At 63.5% G+C, this 13,241-nt stretch carries 12 protein-coding genes; 5 read left to right on the forward strand and 7 right to left on the reverse strand.

Annotated elements, in window-relative coordinates; translation table 11 throughout:
• Positions 1 to 103: 103 nt before the first annotated feature.
• The 3 genes from mreD to ABQJ48_RS06905 form a co-directional block, all read right to left on the reverse strand.
• Positions 104 to 616, reverse strand: a complete 513-nt coding sequence (gene mreD / locus ABQJ48_RS06895) for a rod shape-determining protein MreD (protein ID WP_367836890.1) — start codon at positions 614 to 616, stop codon at positions 104 to 106.
• A complete protein-coding gene (mreC, locus tag ABQJ48_RS06900; protein ID WP_367836891.1) occupies positions 613 to 1,743 on the reverse strand; it encodes a rod shape-determining protein MreC in 1,131 nt (376 codons plus the stop codon). The genes mreD and mreC overlap by 4 nt, the downstream gene beginning before the upstream one ends.
• Before the next feature lie 153 nt (positions 1,744 to 1,896).
• A complete protein-coding gene (locus tag ABQJ48_RS06905; RefSeq protein ID WP_004189550.1) occupies positions 1,897 to 2,940 on the reverse strand; it encodes a rod shape-determining protein in 1,044 nt (347 codons plus the stop codon).
• 377 nt (positions 2,941 to 3,317) lie between these two features.
• Here ABQJ48_RS06905 and gatC point away from each other — a divergent pair, with 377 nt between their 5' ends.
• The 5 genes from gatC (at position 3,318) to ABQJ48_RS06930 (ending at position 8,545) form a co-directional block, all read left to right on the forward strand.
• Positions 3,318 to 3,617 carry an Asp-tRNA(Asn)/Glu-tRNA(Gln) amidotransferase subunit GatC gene (gatC, locus tag ABQJ48_RS06910; RefSeq protein WP_367836898.1) on the forward strand — a complete coding sequence of 100 codons (300 nt, stop codon included), beginning with the start codon at positions 3,318 to 3,320 and terminating at the stop codon, positions 3,615 to 3,617.
• 165 nt (positions 3,618 to 3,782) lie between these two features.
• A complete protein-coding gene (gatA, locus tag ABQJ48_RS06915) occupies positions 3,783 to 5,270 on the forward strand; it encodes an Asp-tRNA(Asn)/Glu-tRNA(Gln) amidotransferase subunit GatA (RefSeq protein WP_367836899.1) in 1,488 nt (495 codons plus the stop codon).
• 5 nt (positions 5,271 to 5,275) lie between these two features.
• Positions 5,276 to 6,751: an Asp-tRNA(Asn)/Glu-tRNA(Gln) amidotransferase subunit GatB gene (gene gatB, locus ABQJ48_RS06920; protein WP_367836900.1), complete on the forward strand. Its 1,476-nt coding sequence runs from the start codon at positions 5,276 to 5,278 to the stop codon at positions 6,749 to 6,751.
• A 136-nt stretch (positions 6,752 to 6,887) separates the two neighbouring features.
• Entirely contained in the window at positions 6,888 to 7,727 is an 840-nt protein-coding gene (locus ABQJ48_RS06925) for a PPK2 family polyphosphate kinase (protein WP_367836901.1), read from the forward strand.
• A gap of 38 nt (positions 7,728 to 7,765) precedes the next feature.
• The gene (locus ABQJ48_RS06930; RefSeq protein ID WP_367836902.1) at positions 7,766 to 8,545 is read left to right on the forward strand and encodes an exodeoxyribonuclease III; all 780 of its coding nucleotides are present in this window, start codon (positions 7,766 to 7,768) and stop codon (positions 8,543 to 8,545) included.
• A 27-nt stretch (positions 8,546 to 8,572) separates the two neighbouring features.
• Here ABQJ48_RS06930 and ABQJ48_RS06935 read toward each other — a convergent pair whose 3' ends face one another.
• The 4 genes from ABQJ48_RS06935 to metX are packed head-to-tail and all read right to left on the reverse strand — an operon-like array spanning position 8,573 to position 12,991.
• Positions 8,573 to 9,808 carry a M48 family metallopeptidase gene (locus ABQJ48_RS06935; RefSeq protein WP_367837015.1) on the reverse strand — a complete coding sequence of 412 codons (1,236 nt, stop codon included), beginning with the start codon at positions 9,806 to 9,808 and terminating at the stop codon, positions 8,573 to 8,575.
• A gap of 23 nt (positions 9,809 to 9,831) precedes the next feature.
• Entirely contained in the window at positions 9,832 to 11,226 is a 1,395-nt protein-coding gene (locus tag ABQJ48_RS06940; protein WP_367836903.1) for an AmpG family muropeptide MFS transporter, read from the reverse strand.
• A 14-nt stretch (positions 11,227 to 11,240) separates the two neighbouring features.
• Entirely contained in the window at positions 11,241 to 11,849 is a 609-nt protein-coding gene (gene metW / locus ABQJ48_RS06945) for a methionine biosynthesis protein MetW (RefSeq protein ID WP_367836904.1), read from the reverse strand.
• On the reverse strand, positions 11,846 to 12,991 hold the full coding sequence (metX, locus tag ABQJ48_RS06950) for a homoserine O-succinyltransferase MetX (protein ID WP_367836905.1): 1,146 nt from the start codon (positions 12,989 to 12,991) through the stop codon (positions 11,846 to 11,848). Before metX ends, metW begins: the two co-directional genes overlap by 4 nt.
• Positions 12,992 to 13,241 lie beyond the last annotated feature (250 nt).

Consider the following 13,241-nt stretch of genomic DNA (forward strand, 5'->3'; position numbering starts at 1 on the left):
GTGCGCCCCATCCGGGCCAGGACGGGGGACATGAACATCGCTGCGCGCCGAGCGGGCGGACGAGTTTCAGCGCAGCGGAACGGCCAGCGCGCCCGATGCGGGATCAAATGGGCCGCGTATCGTCCGGATCGGCCGGACGACGCTGCGGCATCAACAACAGCACGCTGGCGATCGGCCACAGCGCGGCTTCGACGAAACCGTCGATCAGGTAACCCCAGCCCGGAAACGCCGCACCCGTCAGCAGACGGATCACGAACGGCACCAGTTGCCCGGCGACCAGCAGCGGCATCACCGCGAAGGCTTGCACGCCGAGCGACATCCATAGCACACGCCGGTGGATCGTGATCGCGCCATACGACAGCAGCGTGTACGCCAGCGCGTGCTCGCCGAGCAGACTGGCGTTGTGCACGTCCATCAGCAAGCCGAGGAAAAATGCGATACCCATGCCGACTTTGCGCGGCTGGTGCACGTTCCAGAACAGCAGCACGAGCGCGACGAAGTCGGGCACCCCGATGAGGCGCCCCCACGGCATCAGGTTCAACAGGAACGCCGCGGCGAGGCTGAACGCAATGAAGTACGGATTGACCGGCTGCAGAATATATTGCGGACGGTTCATGGCTGAACCCCCGGCGCGGCTTGCGGCTTCGCGCTCTTCTCGGAGGTCTTCTTTTCGGCGGTCTTTTTGTCGACGGACTTCTTCTCCGACGCGGCCGGCTTGGCTGCGGCTTTTTCGGCGTTTCTCGCGGCGGCGGGTGGTTCGGCGGCCGGTTTTTGGGCGGCCGCTTTTTCGCCCGGCTTTGCAGTGGGTTTATCCGCCGCGGTTTTACCGTCGGGCTGCTTGCCGCCCTTCTTTTTCGCTTCCTTCGCGACCGTGGCGGCGTCGGGTTCTTCGACCGGACGCGGCGGCACATTGTTCACGTAGTGCAGCACCAGCAACTGCCGCGCCCCGCGCACCGGTGCGACCGGCAGGCAGACCACGTGCGCGAACGCCGTGTCCGCCTGTTTGTCGACCCGCACCACCTTGGCGACCGGCAGTCCCGGCGGGTACACCCCGTCGAGTCCGCTGGTGACGAGTTCGTCGCCGGTCTGCACGTCGGCGCTGATCGGCACGAAGCGCAAGTCGAGCGTGTCACCCTTCGGTGTGCCGTAAATCACGCTGCGCAAGCCTGTGCGCACGATCTGCACCGGCACCGCCTGATCCTTGTCGGTCAGCAGCGTGACTTCGGCCTGCAACGGGAATACACGCGTCACCTGGCCGATCACGCCGTCTTCATTGACGACCGGCGAACCGTCCTGGATGCCCTGCTGTGCACCGCGCCCGATGATGACCTTTTGCGTGAACGGATCGCGCGTGTCGTACTGGATTTCGGCAGGCAACGTTTGCGTGGTGGAGCGCTGCGACAGTTGCAGCAGCGCGCGCAAATGGGCGTTTTCGGCGGCGAGTTCGCCCGCCGTATTGGCTTGCTGCGACAACTGAAGGTCTTTGGTGCGCAGCTTGTCGTTCTCGCTGCGCAGTGTGGTGCTCGTCACGGCCAGGTCGGCCGCGCCCATGAAAATGTCGCGCGGCACGAGGGCCGCGCGTTGCAACGGATAAAGGCCCGCGCCGAGCACGCCGCGAACAATTTCGAGCGTCCGGAAGCGGGCATCGGAGATCAGCAAGGCAATTGCCAGCACGACGAAAAACACGAGCCGCGCGAGCGCGGATGGGCCTTGCTTGAACAGGGGCGGCGGACTGTATTCCATGGTCGGCGCCGGGGGCGTGAGCGGTTGGGTGAGACGGCGGCGCGCGCGCGTCGCGCGTTCAGCGCACGGAGGCTGGTCTGCCCAGCCAACGGCACACCGGCCCGCAAGGGGCCGTGTGCCAGATCCGCGCTGCTGACATGGAAAGGGGCTCGCTTACTCGTACGAGAAGATGCTGCCCAGCTTGTCCATGCGTTCGAGCGCCATGCCCGAGCCGCGCACGACGCAAGTCAGCGGGTCTTCGGCGACGAGCACCGGCAGGCCGGTTTCTTCGGCGAGCAGGCGGTCCAGATCGCGCAAGAGTGCGCCACCGCCTGTGAGCATCATGCCGCGTTCGGCGATGTCCGCGCCGAGTTCCGGCGGCGTTTGTTCCAGCGCGATCTTCACCGACGACACGATCTGGTTCAGCGGATCGGTGAGCGCTTCGAGGATTTCGTTGCTGGAGATCGTGAAGCTGCGCGGGATGCCCTCCGACAGATTGCGGCCCTTCACTTCCATTTCCTTGACTTCCGAACCCGGGAACGCCGAGCCGATTTCCTTCTTGATGGCTTCGGCAGTTTGCTCGCCGATTAGCATGCCGTAGTTTCGGCGGATGTAATTGACGATTGCTTCGTCGAACTTGTCGCCGCCGACGCGCACCGAGCCCTTGTACACGATGCCGCCGAGCGAGATCACGCCGACTTCCGTCGTGCCGCCGCCGATGTCGACGACCATCGAGCCGGTAGCTTCCGATACCGGCAGGCCCGCGCCGATTGCGGCGGCCATCGGTTCTTCGATCAGGTACACCTGCGAGGCGCCCGCGCCGTGCGCGGCTTCCTTGATCGCGCGGCGCTCGACCTGGGTGGAGCCGCACGGCACGCAGATGATGATGCGCGGCGACGGCGAGAACATGCGGGACTCGTGCGCCGTCTTGATGAACTGCTTGATCATCTGCTCGGTGACGGTGAAGTCGGCGATCACGCCGTCTTTCATCGGGCGGATCGCCTCGATGTTGCCGGGCACCTTGCCGAGCATCTGCTTGGCTTCCTTGCCGACTGCCTGAATGGTTTTCTTGCCGTTGGGACCGCCTTCCTGGCGGATCGAAACCACCGACGGTTCATCGAGAACGATTCCCTTGCCACGCATGTAGATGAGCGTGTTGGCGGTGCCAAGGTCAATCGCCAGATCGTTGGAGAAGTAGCTGCGCAAAAAACCGAACATTCAAAATCCTGTCTCGCTGGGGGCCGGGCCTCGCAAGGTTTGCGTAGGGCGGCAGCGGAAAAATAACAGCTTCTACCGGGCGGAAGTTGCGCCACATGAACGTGAAGCTGCGGGGGAGTCTACCGGAGGCCGTTGCCAAGCCAGGGCGGAAATATCCGAACGTTCTTTGGGAATTGTTCAGCGGGGCCTTGGTAAGTCGGTCCGGGTTTGGGTCGAACGCGTAATCATACCTTATAATTTTGGATGTTTTGAAGGAAACGGACGGCACTTTTTTGCCGTCGCCGACCTTTTTCGAACTCGTCCTAATGCGTCGTAACCTGCTGTCGCAGCGTCGTTTTTCTGTACTGCGGCAGTCCACCACAATTTCCGGTGACTGCATGGCCCTGACCCTGACCGATGTAAAGCGCATCGCGCATCTCGCGCGGCTCGAACTAGCCGACGCCGACGCCGAGCACACGCGTGCCCAGCTCAATGATTTTTTCGGCCTCGTCGAGCAAATGCAGGCGGTCGATACCACTGGCATCGAGCCGCTGGCTCATCCGATCGAGCAGATCGAAGACGTCGCGCTGCGTCTGCGTAGCGACGCCGTTACCGAGACGGTCGACCGCGAAGCTTTCCAACGCCCGGCGCCGGCCGTGCAAGACGGCCTGTACCTCGTGCCGAAAGTGATCGAGTAAGACCCGCGCGGCAAGCCCCGGCGCGGCTCGCGAGCCGGCGGCGAGGCGCTGCGCGCACCGCGCGGGTCCGCTGCAGCGGCTTTGCCGGCCAGGTTCGCCGGCGGGCAGCCGAACGCCTCCACGGCAGCGTGACTGCGCTGCCGCGCTTTCCAGGATAAAAACGCAATGCATGAAAAGAGTCTCACCGAACTGCGCGCCGCACTGTCGGCCAAGGAATGCTCCGCAGAGGAACTGGCGCAGTTGTATCTAAAGCGGATTGACGCGGCCAATGGCCTGAACGCGTTCATCCAGGTCGATCACGAGCTGACGCTCGCGCAGGCGAAAGCCGCCGACGCATTGCTCCACACGGGCCATGCCGGCCCGCTGGTCGGCCTGCCGATCGCCCACAAAGACGTGTTCGTCACCCAGGGGTGGCGCTCCACCGCCGGCTCGAAGATGCTGGCGAACTATCAAAGCCCGTTCGATGCCACCGTGGTCGCGCGCTTGCAGAACGCCGGCATGGTGTGCGTGGGCAAGACGAATATGGACGAATTCGCGATGGGCTCCTCCAACGAGAATTCGTACTTCGGCCCGGTGCAGAATCCGTGGGACCGGCAGTCCGTGCCGGGCGGTTCGTCGGGCGGCTCCGCAGCGGCCGTGGCCGCGCGTCTCGCGCCCGCCGCAACCGGCACCGACACCGGCGGCTCGATTCGTCAGCCGGCGTCGTTTTCCGGCATCACCGGCATCAAGCCGACCTATGGCCGCGTGTCGCGTTACGGGATGATTGCGTTCGCGTCGTCGCTGGATCAGGGCGGTCCAATGGCAAAGAGCGCCGCCGATTGCGCGACGCTGCTCAATGCAATGGCCGGCTTCGACGAGCGTGATTCGACCAGCCTGGTGCGCGACGACGAAGACTACGCGCGCTATCTCGGCAAGCCGTGGAAGGAAGACGGCGCGGACAAGCCGCTCGCCGGCTTGCGCATTGGCTTGCCCAAAGAGTATTTCGGCGCGGGTCTGGCCGACGACGTGCGCGCGTCGATCGACGCGGCGCTCAAGCAGTACGAAGCGCTCGGTGCCACGCTCGTCGATGTCTCGCTGCCGAAAACCGAGCTGTCGATCCCGGTGTACTACGTGATCGCTCCGGCCGAGGCTTCGTCGAACCTGTCGCGTTTCGACGGCGTGCGCTTCGGCCATCGCGCCGCTGAATACCGCGATCTGCTCGACATGTACAAGAAGTCGCGCGCCGAAGGCTTCGGCCCGGAAGTGAAGCGCCGGATCATGGTCGGCGCGTACGTGCTGTCGCACGGCTATTACGACGCGTACTACCTGCAGGCGCAGAAGATCCGCCGCATCATCGCGCAGGACTTCCAGGAAGCGTTCACGCAGTGCGACGTCATCATGGGGCCGGTCGCGCCTTCGGTGGCGTGGGATCTCGGCGCGAAGGGCGACGATCCGGTGCAGATGTATCTGGCCGACATCTATACGCTGTCGGTGAGCCTTGCCGGTTTGCCGGGCATGAGCGTGCCGTGCGGGTTCGGCGCGGGCGCGAATGCACGGCGTCCCGTCGGTCTGCAGATCATCGGCAACTATTTCAATGAAGCCCGGATGCTGCAAGTGGCCGACGCGTTCCAGCGCGCGACCGACTGGCACCGCAAAGCACCGGCAGGAGTGTGAGCACCATGGCCAAACAATGGGAAGTCGTGATCGGTCTGGAGACCCACGCGCAACTGTCGACTCGATCGAAAATATTTTCGGGTGCGGCCACGCAATTCGGCGCCGCCCCGAACACGCAGGCCTGCCCCGTCGATCTCGCGCTGCCGGGCACCTTGCCGGTGATGAATCGCGGCGCGGTCGAGCGCGCGATCCAGTTCGGTCTCGCGATCGGCGCGACCGTGGCGCCGCGCAGCATCTTCGCGCGCAAGAATTATTTCTACCCCGATCTGCCGAAGGGCTATCAGATCAGCCAGTACGAAATCCCTGTCGTACAAGGCGGCTCGGTGACCATTCAAGTGCCGGCCAATGAGAAAGCGGGTAAAGAAGCGTACGAGAAAGTCGTCAACCTCACGCGTGCCCACCTCGAGGAAGACGCAGGCAAGTCGCTGCACGAAGACTTCGCGGGCATGACCGGGATCGACCTGAATCGGGCGGGCACGCCGCTGCTCGAAATCGTCACCGAGCCGGAAATGCGCAGCGCGGCCGAAGCGGTGGCCTACGCCAAGACGTTGCACACGCTCGTCACGTGGCTCGGCATTTGCGACGGCAACATGCAGGAAGGCTCGTTCCGTTGCGACGCGAACGTGTCGGTGCGACCGCTCGGTCAGGCGGAATTCGGCACGCGCGCCGAGATCAAGAACCTGAACTCGTTCCGCTTTCTCGAAGAAGCGATCCAGTACGAAGTGCGTCGCCAGATCGAACTGATCGAAGACGGCGGCACGGTGGTGCAGGAAACGCGTCTATACGATCCTGACAAGCGCGAAACGCGCTCGATGCGCAGCAAGGAAGACGCGCACGACTACCGCTATTTCCCCGATCCGGATCTGATGCCGCTCGTGATCGACGCGGCATGGGTCGAACGCGTGAAAGGCGAGATGCCCGAACTGCCGGTCGCGATCCAGCAGCGCTTTGTGTCGCAATACGGCCTCACGCCGTACGACGCCAATGTGTTGACCTCGGGCAAGAGCATGGCCAGCTACTACGAAGCGGTGGTCGGCAAGGTCGGTCCGGCCAACGCGAAGGTCGCGGCGAACTGGCTGATGGGCGAAGTGTCGTCGCAACTGAATCGCGAGGGGTTGGAGTTCGACGCTTCACCGGTTTCGTCCGCGCAACTCGCGCTGCTATTGCAACGCATCGCCGACGGCACCATCTCGAACAAGATCGCGAAGGAAATCTTCCTCGCAATCTGGGAAGAGAAGGCGACCGACGAAGCCGCTGCCGATCGAATCATCGAAGCGAAGGGCCTCAAGCAGATTTCAGATACCGGCGCACTGGAAGCGATCATCGACGAGGTGCTCGCCGCGAATCCGAAGTCGGTCGAGGAATTCCGTGCCGGCAAGGAAAAGGCATTCAACGCGCTGATTGGCCAGGCGATGAAGGCGACCAAGGGCAAGGCCAATCCCGCGCAGGTCAACGAATTGCTAAAGAAGAAGCTGTCGTGAGTTGAAAAAGCGCGGCCAGGGCGGTCGCGCGCGGGGTACCACGGGCTGTTGCCGGAAACGAAAGTGCGGCAACGGCCCGGTTCTTTTTGCTGGCCCGCTCTCGCGACCCCCTTACCTCAGATCACGGAGTGTGAAGATGGCCAAGCAACCCGAACTCGACGATTTCCGCGTGCCGTACTTCGACGACGGCAAGAAAAATTCCAGGTTCTCACTCGAGGACTTCGATCCGGGCGCGAAGCCATTTTCAAGCGGCTCCAAAGACAGGGACCACGATCGACTCGCGGAAATCGGCACGCAGCTCAATACTCTGCAGGAGTGCCTGCACGCGCAGCAAACGCGTCGCGTGTTGCTGGTGCTGCAAGGCATGGACACGAGCGGCAAGGACGGCACGATTCGCGCGGTGTTTCACGACGTCGATCCGCTCGGCTTGCGCATCGTGCCATTCAAGGCGCCGACGCCGATCGAACTCGCGCACGATTTTCTATGGCGCGTCCATGCCCAGGCGCCCGCCGCGGGCGAGCTGACGATCTTCAACCGCAGCCACTACGAAGACCTGCTCGTGCCTACCGTGCGGGGCGAACTGGATGCGCAGGGCTTCGCGCAGCGCTGCTGCCACATCCGCCAGTTTGAAGAGATGCTCGCGTATAGCGGCACGACCATCGTCAAGTGCATGCTGCACATTTCGAAGGACGAGCAGCGTGAGCGTCTGCAAGCGCGTATCGACGATCCCCGCAAACACTGGAAATTCGACTTGTCCGATCTGGATGCGCGCAAACAATGGAACGTCTATCAGGCGGTCTATCGCGATGCGCTCGCGATGACGTCGACCGATTACGCGCCGTGGTACGTGATACCGGCGGACTCGAAGACGCATCGCAACCTGATGGTCGCCGAGCTGTTGCTGCGTGCGCTGCAGGAGCTCAAGCTCGAGTATCCGCCTCCCAAGGAATCGCTAAAGGGTATCAAGGTCGAGTGACTTGCCCGTTAGTCCTCCCAACGAATTGAAGGAACGACATGTTGCGTGTGATTACGGCCAATCTGAACGGCATCCGCTCGGCCGCGAAGAAAGGCTTCTTCGAATGGTTCGGCCAACAGAATGCCGACGTGCTGTGCGTGCAGGAAATCAAATGCTCCCAGGACGACATGACGCCGGAATTCATGGCGCCGCACGATTTCACCGGTTATTTCCAGCACGCAGTAAAGAAGGGCTATAGCGGCGCGGGCGTCTACACGCGCCACGAACCCGACGAAGTGGTGATCGGCTTCGGCAGCGAGGAGTTCGACCCGGAAGGGCGCTATGTCGAGCTGCGTTTCGGCAAGCTGTCGGTGGTTTCGGTGTACGTGCCGTCGGGTTCGAGCGGAGACGAACGTCAGCAGGCCAAGTACCGTTTCATGGACGAGTTCATGCCGCATCTGGCTGAACTGGCCCGGGAGCGAGAAGTGATCCTGTGCGGCGACGTGAACATCGTGCACAAGGAAATCGACATCAAGAACTGGAAGAGCAACCAGAAGAACTCGGGCTGCCTGCCGGAAGAGCGCGCGTGGCTGACCAGACTGTTCGACGAAGTGGGATATGTCGACGTGTTCCGCACGCTGGACCAGCGCCCGGAGCAGTACACATGGTGGAGCAATCGCGGCCAGGCTTATGCGAAGAATGTTGGCTGGCGGATCGACTACCAGATTGCGACGCCGGGCATCGCAAGCAAGGCCAAACGCACCGACGTGTTCCGCGATATCAAGTTCAGCGACCATGCGCCGCTGACGGTCGACTACGATCACGAAGTCAGGAAGTAAGCACTTCCCGGCTGCGCCGCCTGGGCTTCAGTCGGCGGCCGTTTTACGGCGCGGGCGTTCGACGCCCGCGTAATCGGGCAGCGTATCCACGGTCTTGCCGATCGCCTTCGCAAAGAGCGGCAGCATGTCGGGCAGACGCTTGATGATGTCTTGACGGCGGGCCGGCGTGTAGGGGTGCACGAAGATGAAGCCGCGCTCGCGATCGCCGCGCGTCGCTTGTGCGAGTTTGTCCCACAGCGGCACCGCCGCGCGCGGATCGAAGCCCGCGCGTGACGCGACGTCGCTGCCGATCACGTCGGCTTCGGTTTCGTCGGTGCTCTCGTACTTCATTTCGAGCAGACGCGAGCCGACGCCAAGCGGCGCTGCGCCGAGATCGGCCAGCCCGAACAACTGCGAGATCGTGCCGGACGAATCGAGCTGGCTGGCCTGAAGCTGGCCGAGCCTTTCGCGCGCATGCTCGCGCAGCGCGTGCGCTATTTCGTGGCCGATCAGCATGGCGAGTTCGTTGTCGCTCAGACGCAGGCGGTCCAGCAGTCCGCCGTACACGACGATCTTGCCGCCCGGCAGGCAGTACATGCGGATGTCGGTGGAGCGCACCACCGCGACGTCCCACTTCCAGCCCTTGGCCCGCTCATTCCATTTCAACGAGTAAGGAATCATCCGGTCGACGATCGAACGCACCCGGATGACGTGTGTGTCGGTGTCGCCGTACAGGCGCTTCGCATGTTCCGCGCCGTAGGCGATCTGGTTGAACTCTTCGGTGGCTTGGGCCTCGAGCATCGGCGAAGGGATGAGATTGCGGAACACCAGGTAGTCGCCGTAGCGCAACTGCGTGTTCGATGTATTCGGCGAGTACGGCGGCGGGGACGCGGGCGGCGCAGGCGTCGCGGCGGGTGTCTTGGCGGTGACGGGCGGCTGTGGCTGCGGCGCCGCAGCGGGTGGCGTCGCGGCGGGTGTGCTGCCGGGGTTGGGTGTGCCGGTAGGGCTCGCAGAACTAGCGGCGCTGTTGGGCACCACCGCTGTCGCGCTGTCGGCGTTTGCCGCGGACTTTGAACTTGGCGGGGGCGCCGTTCCGATGGCGGTGGCCGGCGCGGTCGCCGTTGCAGGCGCCGATGCGCCGGCCGCCGACGCAGATGCGGCGTGCGCGTTCGACGGCATCGACAAAGCGAGGCTGAGCGCACAGCCGAGCGCGCAAACCGCAAACCGCGCCGCGCGGCTGCCGTTGAAACCGAACCATGGCGCGCGCTTCTCGGAGACGCGCAGCGCGCGAGTGGAGTGTTGGGCTGTCACGGCCGCTCTCTCCACGGCGCGATGCGCAACAGCAGCAGCATGCCGGGCAACGCAAGCGCAGTACACACGATGAAATAGTCGAACCAGCCGATCCGCGCGACCACGTAGCCGCTCGCCGCCGATGCCAAGGTGCGCGGCACAGAAGCGAGACTTGTGAACAACGCGAACTGGGTGGCCGTATAGCGCGGGTCGGTGGTGCTCGCGATGTACGCGGTGAACGCCGCCATCGTCAGGCCGGTGGCGAAGGTTTCGAAGCCGTAGACCAGCGCCAGCGCGACCGACCGTGGCTCCAGTTGTACCGCCCAGTCGATGCCGACCCACGCCAGCAGCTTCGTCGTACCCTCGCTAAGCCCGACGGCGATGTTGTAAATCGCCGCGAGACCGGGCGAGGCCGGGCCGAGATGGGCGAGCCAGGCAAAACCGAGCGTCGATACCATCTGCAGGATGCCGAAGATCCACAGGCCCCGGCCAATGCCGCTCTTCATCAGCCAGACGCCGCCGACGATACCGCCCGCGAGACTCGCGCCGAATGCGGTGGTCTTGGCGATCACGCCGATCTGCGTGCGCGAAAAACCGATGTCGAGAAAGAACGAGGTGGACAGCGTGGTCGCCATCGTGTCACCGAGCTTGTACAGAAAGATGAAGCCGAGCACGAACAGCGCGCCGCGCCAGCCGTCGCGCTCGATGAATTCCTTGAACGGCTGCACGATCGCTTCGCGCAGGTTCTTCGGCGGTGCGCCGTGAACTCTGGGCTCGCTGACCACCAGCGTCATCACCATGCCCGGCAGCATGAACACAGCCGTGACGATGAACACGGTGGCCCACGGCAAATGGTCGGACAGAATCAACGCGAGCGAGCCGGGCACCAGCGCCGCAATCTTGTACGCATTCACATGCACCGCGTTGCCCAGACCCTGCTGCGTATCGCTCAGCAACTCGCGCCGGTATGCGTCGATCACGATGTCCTGGCTCGCGCCGAAAAACGCAACGAGCGCGGTCAATGCCGCAACGGTCCAGATCGACTCGCGCGGCGACACGAAGCCCAAAGCCGCGATCGCGCCGCCCACCAGGATCTGCGTGACGAGCATCCAGCCGCGCCGCCGCCCCGGTCGCCAGCCTGGCAAGCGGGGCACATAGCGGTCCATGAGCGGCGCCCAGATGAATTTCCACGTGTACGGGAACTGGATCAGCGCAAACAGGCCGATTTCCTTCAGGTTGACGCCTTCGGAGCGTAGCCATGCCTGCACCAGATAGACGAGCGTGAAGAGCGGCAAGCCAGACGTAAAGCCGAGAAACACGCAGATCAGCATGCGCGTATTCAGGAACGCGCGCCAGCCGGGATGTTCTTCGTGAGCGGTAAGTGCAGGCGCCTCGTGCGGCGGGTTGGACATGTGGATAACTTGCGTTAGCTTTTCTTGACGCGATAGACCGCAAGACTACCACGCCAGTTCACGCCCCAGCGCACCACCTGTCCGTCGTGCAGCACCACGCGGTCGAGAATTTCGAGGCCGACTTCCGGCGCGAGCGCTTCGAAATCTTCGATGGTCAGCACCCGCACGTTCGGCGTGTTATGCCATTGATACGGCAGCGACCTGGACACCGGCATGCGACCTTGCAGCACCGACAGCCGATGCGCCCAGTAGCCGAAATTCGGAAACGACACGATGCATTGCTTGCCCACTCTCACCGTCTCGCGCAGGATCGCGGCGGTCTGATGAATGGTTTGCAGCGTCTGCGACAGAATCGCGAAATCGAAGCTGCCGTCTTCGAACAGCCGCAGCCCGTCTTCGAGATTTTGCTGGATCACGTTGACGCCGTTTTGCGCCGACGCCAACACCCCCGCGTCGTTGATCTCGATGCCGTAGCCTTGCACGTCGAGCTCTTCGGTCAACAGCGACAGCAGCGAGCCGTCGCCGCAGCCGAGGTCCAGCACGGTGGCGCGCGGTTCGACCCAGCGGGCGATCGCGCGGAAGTCCGGGCGCAGCGCCAGGTAATCGAGTGCTCGCTGGTTCATGCGTTCACCTCGTTCGCAATACGTTCGTAGTAGGCGCGCATCAGGTTGTGATAGCGCGCGTCGTCGAGCAGGAAGGCGTCGTGGCCGTGCGGCGCGTCGATCTCCGCATACGTGACGGTGCGCTTGTGATCGAGCAGCGCTTTGACCAGTTCCAGCGAGCGGGCGGGCGCGAAGCGCCAGTCGGTTGCGAAGCTCGCGATCAGATATTTGGCGGTGGTGTGCGCGAGCGCTGCCGTCAGGTCGCCGTCGAAGGCCTTGGCGGGATCGAAGTAATCCAGCGCGCGGGTGATCAGCAGATAGGTGTTCGCGTCGAAGTAATCGGCGAACTTGTCGCCCTGGTAGCGCAGGTACGACTCGACTTCGAACTCGACGTCGAAGTTGAAGTTGTATGCGTCCAGCGCGCCTTCCGCGCGGCGCAGCGAACGGCCGAATTTCTCGGCCATGTCGTCGTCCGACAGATACGTGATGTGGCCGATCATGCGCGCGACGCGCAGCCCGCGTTTCGGCTTCACACCGTGCGCGTAGTAGTTGCCGCCATGAAAGTCGGGGTCCGAGAGAATCGCCGAGCGCGCGACCTCGTTGAAGGCGATGTTCTGCGCGGACAGCTTCGGAGTGGACGCAACCACGATGCAATGCGCGACACGTTCCGGATACATCATGCTCCACGCGAGCGCCTGCATGCCTCCGAGGCTGCCGCCCATCACCGCGGCGAAACGCGTGATGCCGAACTCATCGGCGACGCGCGCCTGCGCGTTGACCCAGTCTTCCACGGTCACAACGGGAAACGTCGCGCCATACTGAACGCCGGTGGCCGGGTCGACGCTCATCGGCCCAGTCGAGCCGAAGCACGAGCCCAGGTTGTTCACGCCGATCACGAAGAATGTGTCGGTGTCGAGGGGTTTGCCCGGGCCCACCATGTTGTCCCACCAGCCGACATCCTTCGGATTGTCCGCGTACACGCCCGCCACGTGATGCGACGCATTGAGCGCGTGGCACACCAGCACCGCATTGCTGCGCGTGGCATTGAGGGTGCCGTAAGTCTCGACCATCAGGTCGTAAGCGGCGAGCGAACTACCGTTCTGCAACTGCAGCGGCTCGGTGAAATGCATTTTTTGGGGAGCGACGATACCGATCGATTCCATTCATTCCGCCATTTAACAGAAACAGGGCGGCTAGACGGCGTCGGCAAAGCACGGAGACAGACTGTGTGCGCGGCTGACGACCTCTTTAGCCGCATTTATAGTGAACCGCGAGTTTCGCAGCGGCTCGCGCGCCCGCAATCGAGTCAGCAAATCGGCGCGTGATAGGTGTTCAGGTGTTCTGGAATGCGGTTCCCGATGCATGGGGCGCCGCAGTCAGGCGCAAAGTATAGCGGAAAATCCTGCGCCGCAG

The sequence above is a fragment of the Paraburkholderia suaedae genome (assembly GCF_040812055.1).
Classification (GTDB): domain Bacteria; phylum Pseudomonadota; class Gammaproteobacteria; order Burkholderiales; family Burkholderiaceae; genus Paraburkholderia.